We start from the raw sequence: 9,746 nt of genomic DNA on the forward strand, positions 1-9,746 counted from the left end.
CCCATGGCCTGGTCCATGCAGGCCAGCCACTGGTCGCGCTCCTTGATGCCGATGCTGTGGCCGCCGATGCTTTGCGGCAGATGCCGCGCGCGCAGCATCGGATGGCCGAAACGGTCGGTGTAGTGCTGCGGGCCGCCGAGCCAGCCGCACAGGAACCAGAAGAGGCGCTGGCGTGCGTTGTCGAGGCTGGTGCCGTGGACCGCGCGCAGCTGCGCATAGGCCGGTTCGAGCTCCATCAGGTCGTAGAAGCGATCGACCAGCGCCTGCACCCGGGGTTCGCCCCCGATCCATTCGAAAGGAGTGTCTGCGGGAGGCTTTTCGTGAATCTGCATGGCGGGAGTATCCCTCTGTGCGCCTGTCAGGCCTGGACGAGGTTCGGAATTCCCACGTCGGGATTCACGTCGGCCTCGTAGTCCACGCCTTCGATGCCGAACCCGAAAAGGCGCAGGAACTCCGCCTTGTAGCCGGCGAGATCGGTGAGTTCACGGACGTTCTGGCTCGTGACCTGCGGCCAGAGCGCCGTCACGCGCGCCTGCACTTGCGGGGACAGTTCCTTGTAGTCCGCGCGCAGCCGGCCCTCCTCGTCGAGGCGCGGCGCGCTGCCGCAGAGGCTGTCGGCAAAAAGCCCGTACACCTGCTCGATGCAGCCCTCGTGCGTGCCCTCGGCCTTCATCACCTTGAACAGCAGCGACAGGTACAGCGGCATCACCGGAATCGCCGAGCTCGCCTGCGTGACCACCGCCTTCAGCACCGAGACGCGCGCATCGCCGCCCTTGGCAGCCAGCCCGGCGCGGATGCCGAGCACCTTCTGGTCGAGGTCCTTCTTGGCGGCGCCGATGGAGCCGTTCCAGTAGATGTCGTGGGTGATGCGCTCGCCTAGGTAGGTGAAGGCGGTGGTCTTCGCGCCATCGGCCAGCACGCCGGCGGCCTGCAGCGCGTCGATCCACATCTGCCAGTCTTCGCCGCCCATCACGGCCACGGTGTCGTCGATCTCTTTCTGCGTGGCGGGCTCGAGCACGGTGTCCTTGACGGCTTCGTTGTCGGTGTCGAGGCCGCGCAGGCTCACGGCCTTGCCGATGGGCTTGAGCGTCGAATTGAAGACTTCGCCGGTCTTCGGATGGGTGCGCCGCGGCGCGGCCAGGCTGTAGACGACGAGGTCGACCTGGCCGAGATCCTCGCGAACGGCGTCGATGGTTTTCTGCTTCACGTCGTCCGAGAAGCCGTCGCCGTTGATGCTCTTGGCGTAGAGGCCCTCTTGCGCGGCGGCGCGGTGGAAGGCGGCCGTGTTGTACCAGCCGGGCGAGCCGGGCTTGCTTTCGCTGCCGGGCCGCTCGAAGAAGACGCCCAGCGTGCCGGCGCCGCAGCCGAAGGCCGCGGTGATGCGCGCGGCCAGGCCGTAGCCGGTCGATGCGCCGATGACCAGCACCCGCTTCGGCCCGTCCGCAATCGGCCCCTTCGCCTTGACATAGCCGATCTGCTGCCTGACGTTGGCCTCGCAGCCCGCAGGATGGGTCGTGACGCAGATGAAGCCACGCACGCGCGGTTTGATGATCATGAAGAGCTCGCTCGCTGAAGATGGATGCCGCGGGGGCCGGGGGCGCGGGTTTTTGCGCCGCGAATTTAACCCAGGCCGTGCCAGGGCCGATCCGGCAAGGCCATATGCATATGTCGATTGAGGATTTAATAATCGCGGGTTTTGTTGATAGGGTCCAGCCCTTCGTCTTTTCATCCGGAGTGAGAACAACCATGCGCCACACCCTGCTTGCCGCGGCCCTCGCCGCCTCCACCCTGCTGACGGGCATCGCCGCCCATGCCGACCAGCTCGCAGACATCAAGAAGAAGGGCGAACTCGTGGTCGGCGTGCTCGGCACCGACGAGCCCGCGACCTTCATCGACCCGAAGACGCGCCAGATCGTCGGCTACGAGGTCGACCTGGTGAACGCCATTGCCAAGAAGATCGGCGTGAAGCCGGTGCTCAAGCAGATTGCCGTGGCCGCGCGCATTCCCGAGCTGCAGCAGGGCCACGTCGACCTGGTGGCGGCCGGCCTCACGCACAACAAGGAGCGCGAGGCGCAGATCGACTTCTCGCTGACCACCTTCGTCACCGGCCAGAAGGCCATCGTGAAGAAGGACAGCGGCATCACCGAGGTGCCGCAGCTCGCCGGCAAGAAGGTGCTGACCATCCGCGGCGGCACGCAGGAGCCGAACATCCGCAAGGCCGTGCCCACCGCCGAGGTCGTGACCTTCGACACCAGCCAGCAGGCCTTCCAGGCGCTGCAGCAGGGCAAGGGCGTGGGCTACGTGGACGACGAGGCCGCGCTGCTGCGCAGCTACGCCAAGCTCGGCCCGCAGAAGGCCCAGTACGTGGTGCTCAAGCAGAACCTGAGCACCGAGGCGCTGGCCATCGGCATCAAGAAGGGCGAGAGCGCGCTCAAGGCCGTGGTGGACGACACGCTGCGCGAGCTCGAGAAGTCGGGCGAAGCGCAGAAGATCTTCGTCAAGTGGTATGGGCCGAATACCGCCTCGGGCTTCCAGACGCGCGACTTCAAGCTCGAGAGCGACAAGATCGACTGACATGGTATTTCTCCTTCCCCTTCCGGGGGAAGGCAGGGATGGGGGCTTGCGGCCTCTGAACAGTCCTCGGCAGTGATACTGTCGCCCCCCATGCCCCTGTTCGACTATTCGCTGCTCTTGACCGGCAAGTACCACGACATGCTGGTCGCGGGCCTGTGGCTGTCGCTGCAGCTGCTCGCGGCCTCGCTCGTGCTGGCGCTGCCGATCGCGCTGGTGGTGGCGCTGCTGCGCCTTTCGCCGCTCGCGCCGCTGCGCTGGCTCGGCTTTGCGTACGTGGAGACCATCCGCAACATCCCGCTGCTCGCGCACATGCTGTTCTGGTAYTTCGGCGCGCCCGAGCTGCTGCCCGAGGGCATCAAGCAGTGGCTCTATGCGGGCCACATCGAGGCCTACAGCGCCATCATCGCGCTGTCGCTCTACACGGCCGCCTTCATGGCGGAGGACATCCGCAGCGGCATCCGCGCGATTCCCACGGTGCAGCTCGAGGCCGGCCGCGCGCTGGGCTTCAGCTTCCTGGGCGCCATGCGCCGCGTGGTGCTGCCGCAGGCGCTGCGCGTGACGGTGCCGCCGCTGATCTCGCAGACGCTGAGCCTGTGGAAGAACACCTCGATCGCCACCGTGATCGGCGTGGCCGAGCTGATGTACCAGGCCGGGCAGGTCGAGAGCGCGAGCTTCCGCAGCTTCGAGTCGTTCGCGTTCGCGAGCGCGGCGTACCTGACGGTGTCGCTGGCCATCACGGGGCTGGCGACCTGGTACCACCACCGGTTCCCGGTAAGAACCATCTAGCGCCGTCGAACAGATGCTGCAGATCATCAACGACTACTGGGTCTACTTCCTCATCGGGCAGTACCCGAACGGGCCGCTCGGCGGACTGGTGCTCACGCTGCTGCTCGCCTCCTGCGGCCTGGTGCTCGCGCTGCCATTGGGCATCGTGCTCGGCCTGGCGCGCGTGAGCCCGTGGCGCTGGCTGCGCTGGCCGGTGACGGGCTTCGTCTTCGTGGTGCGCGGCCTTCCCTTGCTGATGGTGATCTTCTGGGCCTACTTCTTCCTGCCGAGCGTCACGGGCGTCAAGACCGACCAGTTCACCACCATGCTGATCGCGCTGGTGGTGTTCGATGCGGCCTACCTGGCCGAGATCGTGCGCGCCGGCATCCACGGCCTGCCGCGCGGCCAGATGGAAACCGCCCGCGCGCTGGGCCTGGACTACGGCCGCGCGATGCGCCTGGTGGTGCTGCCGCAGGCGCTGCGCAGCATGCTGCCCTCGCTGGTGAACCAGTTCGTCTCGACCATCAAGGAGACCTCGCTCGGCTACATCATCGGGCTGGCCGAGGTGTCGTTCATCGCGACGCAGATCAACACGCAGGTGTTCACCAAGCCCGCGCAGATCTACCTGATCCTGGGCCTGACCTATTTCATCCTGTGCTTCGGCCTGTCACGCTTCGCCTACTGGCTCGAACGCCGGCTCGCGCGGCGCGGCATGTCCACCGCCAGCGCCGTCTCGGCTCCCAAGGTATCCGCATGATCGAACTCCAGAACGTCAACAAGTGGTACGGCAGCTACCACGCCCTGGTCGACATCGACGAGACCATCCGCAAGGGCGAAGTGGTGGTCGTGTGCGGGCCTTCGGGCTCGGGCAAGTCGACGCTGATCCGCACCTTCAACCGGCTGGAGCCGATCCAGTCGGGCCGCATCCTCATCGACGGCAAGGACATCCATGCGCCGGGCACCGACGTGAATGCGTTCCGCTCGCGCATCRGCTTCGTGTTCCAGCAGTTCAACCTGTTTCCGCATCTCACGGTGCTGCAGAACTGCACGATGGCGCCAATGCAGCTGCACGGCCTTTCGCGCAAGGAGGCCGACGAGCGCGCCATGGCCCTGCTGCAGCGCGTGGGCCTGTCCGGCAAGGCGAATGCGTGGCCGAGCGAACTCTCGGGCGGCCAGCAGCAGCGCGTGGCGATCGCGCGCGCCCTGGCCATGCAGCCGCCGCTGATGCTGTTCGATGAACCTACCAGCGCGCTCGACCCCGAGATGGTGGGCGAGGTGCTGCTCGTGATGCGCGACCTCACGCGGGACGGCATGACCATGGTCTGCGTGACGCACGAGATGGGCTTTGCGCGCGAGGTGGCCGACCGCGTGCTCTTCATGGACGAGGGCAAGGTGCTCGAACGCGCGACGCCCGACGACTTCTTCAACCGGCCGCAGCATCCGCGCGCGCAGCAGTTTCTTTCGGACATCCGCTCGCCCTTCGCGCGCGGCGCATGAGATGCTCTCCACGCCCATGACCGACACACAGACGCTTCCCGTGATCGACGTCGCCCCGCTCGTGGCCGGCGCGCCCGAGCGCACAGGCGTGGCCGCGCAGATCGGCGCCGCCTGCCGCGCGCACGGCTTCTTCTATGCCACGGGCCACGGCGTCGACGCGGCGCTGGTGCGGCGCCTCGAAGAGCTGAGCCACCGCTTCTTCGAGCTGCCCGAAGAAACCAAGATGCAGTGGCGCATGGCGCTCGGCGGGCGCGCCTGGCGCGGCTACTTTCCGCTCGGCGGCGAGCTGACCTCGGGCCGGCCCGACTGGAAGGAAGGCCTCTACCTCGGCACCGAGCTGCCCGCCTCGCATCCGCTGGTGCAGGCGAAGACGCCGGTGCACGGGCCCAACCTGTTTCCCGACGTGCCGGGTTTGCGCGAAACCATCCTCGCCTACATGGCGGCCGTCACGCAGCTGGGCCACCGGCTGATGGAGGGCATCGCGCTGAGCCTCGGCCTGCCGGCCGCGTATTTCGCCGAGCGCTACACGGCTGACCCGCTGATCCTGTTCCGCCTGTTCAACTATCCCTCCCAGCCCGTGCCCGAGGGCCTGGACGTGCAATGGGGCGTGGGCGAGCACACCGACTACGGCCTCCTCACCATCCTGCACCAGGACGACGTGGGCGGCCTCGCGGTGCACACGCCCGGCGGCTGGATCGATGCGCCGCCGGTTCCAGGCGCCTTCGTCTGCAACATCGGCGACATGCTCGACCGCATGACCGGCGGGCTCTACAAGTCGACGCCGCACCGCGTGAAGCGCAACACCTCGGGCCGGGACCGGCTCTCGTTTCCGCTGTTCTTCGATCCGAACTTCGAGGCGCGCGTGCAGCGCATCGAAGGGCTCGCGGGTGCCGAGGCACGCGACGACAGCGCCGAGCGCTGGGACCGCGCCAACGTGCACGCCTTCAGCGGCCGCTACGGCGACTACCTGCTCGCCAAGGTGTCGAAGGTGTTTCCACAGCTGCGCGACGAAGTGCTCTGAGGCGCTTTCGACGGAGGGCCGGCGGGAACGCCGATGAATTCGTCCTCCCAGTGGCCGACATCCGCATCGGGATCGGAGATGGGCACGAGCTTGTCGCTGCGGCAGTAGAAGGTCCAGCCCTCGAACAGCACGTCGTAATAGGTGCCGGGCAGGTAGCGCTCGCTGGGCGCCTCGTAGGGCGCCGAGACCACCTCCACGATGCGCCCCACCGCGCGCTCGGTCATCGGCGACGCGAGGCAGCTGTCAAGCACGTGGCAGAGGGTCCCGATCTTGATCATGTGCGCATCACCTGGCCGGGAAACCATCGCGGCACGTGTGCCACGGCCTCATGCAGGGAGTCGAGCACATGGAACGCCCGCTCGATGATCGCAGCAGGCGGGTGCTTGAGGTCCGGCACGATCACGACCCGAAGGCCCGCCGCCAGCGCGGCCTTGGCGCCGTTCTCGCTGTCCTCGAAGGCCACGCATTCCGCGGGATCGACGCCCAGGCGCTCGGCCGCGAGCAGGTAGAGCGCCGGATCGGGCTTGGCGCGCGCCACCTCGTCGCCGCCCGCGAAGGCCTCGAAGTGATGGAGCACGTCGAGGCTGCCGAGGCAGGCCGCGATCTGGCCGCGCCCGGACGAGGAGGCGACCGCGCAGCGTATGCCGCGTCCGCGCAGGGCCGTGAGCAGCTCGGCCGCGCCGGGCTTGATGGGAAAGAGCGGCCGGGCGTCGCCGTCGGCGCGTTCCAGCTGCAGCGCGGCGGTCACTTGCGCGGCCGCGTGCTGGTAGGCGGCCGCGCCGCCGAGCAGCGCCGCAAGGATCTGCTTCGACTCGGCCATGGCCAGCCCCACGCATTGCAGGTACTGGGCGTGCGAAAGCTCGATGTCGAGCGTGCGGGCCGCTTCGATCCAGGCGGCCATGATGGGCCGCTCCGAATCGATGAGCAGCCCGTCCATGTCGAAGATGGCGGCGGTGAACATGGGGCGATCCTAAGCCCGCGCGGCGGAAAGCAAAAAGGGGCCGACGGCCCCTTTTTTGAATGAACGGCTGCGATCCGCCTCTTCAGTCGCGCACCAGCGCCCGGTTGAGCCCCAGCGCCGCCAGCGTGCCGACCGCGCCGGACAGCAGGTAGACGCTCACATACGCCAGCCCGAAATTCGCCGACAGCCCCAGCGCCACCAGCGGCGCGAAGGCGGCACCGATGAGCCAGGCCAGGTCGGCCGTGAGCGCGGCGCCGGTGTAGCGGTACTTGGGCTCGAAGTTCGAGGTCACGGCGCCGGCCGCCTGGCCGTACGACAGGCCCAGCAGCACGAAGCCCAGCAGGATGAAGATGTCCTGCCCGAGGCGGCCGCCGTCGAGCAGCGTGGGCGCAAAGCCGCTGAACACCGCGATCATCGCGGCCAGGCCGCCCAGCGTAAAACGCCGTCCCACGCGGTCGGCAACCACGCCCGAGGCCACGATGCCGCCGGCGCAGAACACCGCGCCGATCATCTGCACCACCAGGAACTCGGTGATCGATTGGTCCGAATAGAGGGTGATCCACGACAGCGGGAACACCGTGATCAGGTGGAACAGCGCATAGCTGGCCAGCGCCGCGAACGCGCCGATCAGCAGGTTGGCGCCCTGCGAGCGGGCCAGCTCGACCACGCTGGTGGGCTGCAGCTCGCGCTCCTCGAGCAGGCGGGAATACTCTTCGGTGGCCACCAGCCGCAGGCGCGCGAACAGCGCCACCACGTTGATCGCGAAGGCCACGTAGAAGGTGTAGCGCCAGCCCCAGTCGAGGAAGTCCTTGAGCGGCAGGTTGGCGTAGAGGTAGGCGAACAGCGCGCTGGCCACGAAAAAGCCGAGCGGCGCGCCCAGCTGGCCCAGCATGGCGTACCAGCCGCGGCGGTTCTCGGGCGCATTGAGCGCCAGCAGCGACGGCAGGCCGTCCCACGAGCCGCCGAGCGCCAGGCCCTGGGCGAAGCGGAACACCGACAGCAGCACGATCGACGTGAAGCCGAGGCTCGCGTAGCCCGGCAAAAAGGCAATGCCCGCGGTGGAGGTGCCCAGCACGAACAGCGCAATGGTCAGCTTGGCTTCCCGCCCGAAGCGCCGCTGGATGGCCATTGAAATGACGGTTCCGAACGGCCGTGCGAGGAATGCGAATGAAAAAACCACGAAGGCGTAGAGGGTTCCCTCCAGGCGCGCCTCGAACGGGAAGAACACCGCCGGGAACACCAGCACCGAGGCAATGCCGTAGACGAAGAAATCGAAATATTCCGACGCGCGGCCGATGATCACGCCCACGGCGATCTCGCCGGGTGCGATGTGTGAATGTTCGTCGCCCTGCCGGGCGGCGTTTTCGGACGTGTTCGGCACAGGCTGTGCGCCTTGCGGACTGATGCTGGACGTCGTCGTCATTGCGTTTTTTAATTCGGGTGTCACCGGCAGTGACAGAGGTAGACCATTGAACAGGTTCCAAGCGTCTCACCGAATGAGGATTCCCGCCATAGGACAAAACGTCCAATAGGCGGCGAAGGCCTTTGGTCGTAGATTGTGGAGTCTTTGCGCAGCCCACGCACTTCTTTCTTTCGGCATGCCCACCCTCAAATCTCTCCGCCGATGGCCCCTGTTGCTTCCGCTTGCCTTGCTCGCAGGCTGCAACACGGTGCTCATGAACCCTTCCGGGGACATCGCCAACCAGCAGGGACGCCTCATCGTCGTCTCCACCGTGCTGATGCTGATCATCATCATTCCGGTGATCGCGCTGACGCTCTTCTTTGCCTGGCGCTATCGCCAGTCGAACAAGGAGGCCGACTACAGCCCCGACTGGGACCACTCCACCCAGCTGGAGCTCGCGATCTGGGCCGCGCCACTGCTGATCATCATTGCGCTGGGTGCCATCACCTGGATCAGCACCCACACGCTCGACCCGTACCGGCCGCTCAGCCGGCTCGACGCCGAGCGCCCGGTTCCCGCCGAGGCCAAGCCGCTGGTGGTCGAAGTGGTGGCGCTCGACTGGAAGTGGCTCTTCATCTACCCCGAGCAGGGCTTTGCCACGGTGAATGAAATGGCCGCGCCGGTCGACCGGCCGATCACCTTCAAGATCACGGCCTCCTCGGTGATGAACTCCTTCTTCATTCCCGCGCTGGCCGGCCAGATCTACGCCATGCCGGGCATGGAAACCAAGCTGCACGCCGTCATCAACAAGCCGGGCGAGTTCGAGGGCTTCTCGGCCAACTACAGCGGCGCGGGCTTCTCGGGCATGCGCTTCAAGTTCCACGGCCTGAGCGACACCGACTTCGACCAGTGGGTGCAGAAGGTCAAGTCCGGCAAGGACGGCGAACTCACGCGCGAGCAGTACAAGAAGCTCGAAGCGCCGAGCGAGCGCGAGCCGGTGCGGCACTACGCCGCGGTGGCGCCCGACCTGTACGACGCCATCCTCAACCTGTGCGTCGACCGCAACAAGATGTGCATGAAGGAAATGATGGCCATCGACGCGGACGGCGGGCTGGGCAAGCCCGGCGCGTTCAACATTGCCACCAGGAAAGCCTGGCAGGCTGACACCCTCACCAATTCGCCCACGCGCAAGTACGTGACGGCGATGTGCACCACCGAAGAATGACGATGTTCGAGAACCTTGACCTGACGAAGCTCATCTTCGGCCGCCTCACGTGGGAGGCGATCCCCTACCACGAGCCGATCCTGCTCGTCACCTTCATCGCAGTCGTCCTCGGCGGCCTCGCACTGCTGGGTGCCATCACCTACTACAAGGTATGGGGCACGCTGTGGCGCGACTGGATCACCAGCATCGACCACAAGAAGATCGGCATCATGTACATCATCCTTGGCCTGGTGATGCTGCTGCGCGGCTTCTCCGACGCCATCATGATGCGGGCCCAGCAGGCCGTCGCCTTCGGCGACAA

General features: G+C 66.8%; 11 protein-coding genes and 1 pseudogene. 7 read left to right on the plus strand and 5 right to left on the minus strand.

Going from position 1 to position 9,746, the window contains the following annotated elements:
• On the minus strand, nucleotides 1–332 hold a 332-nt coding region (locus tag AC1DOC_RS07320; protein WP_478129599.1), incomplete at its 3' end, for a group II truncated hemoglobin.
• Nucleotides 333–358: 26 nt separating this feature from the next.
• Nucleotides 359–1,555 carry an enoyl-ACP reductase FabV gene (gene fabV / locus AC1DOC_RS07325; protein WP_478079340.1) on the minus strand — a complete coding sequence of 399 codons (1,197 nt, stop codon included), beginning with the start codon at nucleotides 1,553–1,555 and terminating at the stop codon, nucleotides 359–361.
• Nucleotides 1,556–1,746: 191 nt separating this feature from the next.
• Between fabV and AC1DOC_RS07330 the strand changes: the two genes are divergently transcribed.
• From AC1DOC_RS07330 to AC1DOC_RS07350, 5 genes are all read left to right on the plus strand, one after another.
• A complete protein-coding gene (locus AC1DOC_RS07330; protein WP_015866814.1) occupies nucleotides 1,747–2,574 on the plus strand; it encodes an ABC transporter substrate-binding protein in 828 nt (275 codons plus the stop codon).
• A gap of 90 nt (nucleotides 2,575–2,664) precedes the next feature.
• Complete coding sequence (locus tag AC1DOC_RS07335; protein WP_478079339.1) at nucleotides 2,665–3,360, plus strand: amino acid ABC transporter permease; 696 nt, start codon at nucleotides 2,665–2,667, stop codon at nucleotides 3,358–3,360.
• A gap of 13 nt (nucleotides 3,361–3,373) precedes the next feature.
• Nucleotides 3,374–4,096, plus strand: a complete 723-nt coding sequence (locus tag AC1DOC_RS07340) for an amino acid ABC transporter permease (protein ID WP_478079338.1) — start codon at nucleotides 3,374–3,376, stop codon at nucleotides 4,094–4,096.
• On the plus strand, nucleotides 4,093–4,836 hold the full coding sequence (locus AC1DOC_RS07345) for an amino acid ABC transporter ATP-binding protein (protein ID WP_478129600.1): 744 nt from the start codon (nucleotides 4,093–4,095) through the stop codon (nucleotides 4,834–4,836). The genes AC1DOC_RS07340 and AC1DOC_RS07345 overlap by 4 nt, the downstream gene beginning before the upstream one ends.
• Nucleotides 4,837–4,852: 16 nt before the next feature.
• Nucleotides 4,853–5,857, plus strand: a complete 1,005-nt coding sequence (locus AC1DOC_RS07350; RefSeq protein WP_230537844.1) for an isopenicillin N synthase family dioxygenase — start codon at nucleotides 4,853–4,855, stop codon at nucleotides 5,855–5,857.
• Here AC1DOC_RS07350 and AC1DOC_RS07355 read toward each other — a convergent pair.
• The 3 genes from AC1DOC_RS07355 to AC1DOC_RS07365 form a co-directional block, all read right to left on the minus strand.
• Complete coding sequence (locus AC1DOC_RS07355; protein WP_478129601.1) at nucleotides 5,800–6,108, minus strand: hypothetical protein; 309 nt, start codon at nucleotides 6,106–6,108, stop codon at nucleotides 5,800–5,802. The two genes, AC1DOC_RS07350 and AC1DOC_RS07355, sit on opposite strands and share 58 nt — an antisense overlap.
• A gap of 23 nt (nucleotides 6,109–6,131) precedes the next feature.
• Nucleotides 6,132–6,818: an HAD family hydrolase gene (locus AC1DOC_RS07360; RefSeq protein WP_027729935.1), complete on the minus strand. Its 687-nt coding sequence runs from the start codon at nucleotides 6,816–6,818 to the stop codon at nucleotides 6,132–6,134.
• An 82-nt stretch (nucleotides 6,819–6,900) separates the two neighbouring features.
• Nucleotides 6,901–8,241, minus strand: a complete 1,341-nt coding sequence (locus AC1DOC_RS07365) for an MFS transporter (RefSeq protein ID WP_015866821.1) — start codon at nucleotides 8,239–8,241, stop codon at nucleotides 6,901–6,903.
• Nucleotides 8,242–8,416: 175 nt separating this feature from the next.
• Here AC1DOC_RS07365 and cyoA point away from each other — a divergent pair, with 175 nt between their 5' ends.
• Together cyoA and AC1DOC_RS07375 are read left to right on the plus strand one after the other, a co-directional pair.
• Nucleotides 8,417–9,445: a ubiquinol oxidase subunit II gene (cyoA, locus tag AC1DOC_RS07370; RefSeq protein ID WP_478083736.1), complete on the plus strand. Its 1,029-nt coding sequence runs from the start codon at nucleotides 8,417–8,419 to the stop codon at nucleotides 9,443–9,445.
• A 2-nt stretch (nucleotides 9,446–9,447) separates the two neighbouring features.
• Nucleotides 9,448–9,746, plus strand: a pseudogene (locus tag AC1DOC_RS07375) (cytochrome o ubiquinol oxidase subunit I); the annotation flags it as partial.

This window comes from Variovorax sp. 01T439_2, assembly GCF_056398445.1.

Bases quoted from the DNA above. Each gene is read 5' to 3' on its own strand.
- AC1DOC_RS07340 (WP_478079338.1), top strand. From the start codon at position 3,374: ATGCTGCAGATCATCAACGACTACTGGGTCTACTTCCTCATCGGGCAG.
- AC1DOC_RS07330 (WP_015866814.1), top strand. From the start codon at position 1,747: ATGCGCCACACCCTGCTTGCCGCGGCCCTCGCCGCCTCCACCCTGCTG.
- fabV (WP_478079340.1), bottom strand. From the start codon at position 1,555: ATGATCATCAAACCGCGCGTGCGTGGCTTCATCTGCGTCACGACCCAT.
- AC1DOC_RS07350 (WP_230537844.1), top strand. From the start codon at position 4,853: ATGACCGACACACAGACGCTTCCCGTGATCGACGTCGCCCCGCTCGTG.
- cyoA (WP_478083736.1), top strand. From the start codon at position 8,417: ATGCCCACCCTCAAATCTCTCCGCCGATGGCCCCTGTTGCTTCCGCTT.
- AC1DOC_RS07360 (WP_027729935.1), bottom strand. From the start codon at position 6,818: ATGTTCACCGCCGCCATCTTCGACATGGACGGGCTGCTCATCGATTCG.
- AC1DOC_RS07365 (WP_015866821.1), bottom strand. From the start codon at position 8,241: ATGACGACGACGTCCAGCATCAGTCCGCAAGGCGCACAGCCTGTGCCG.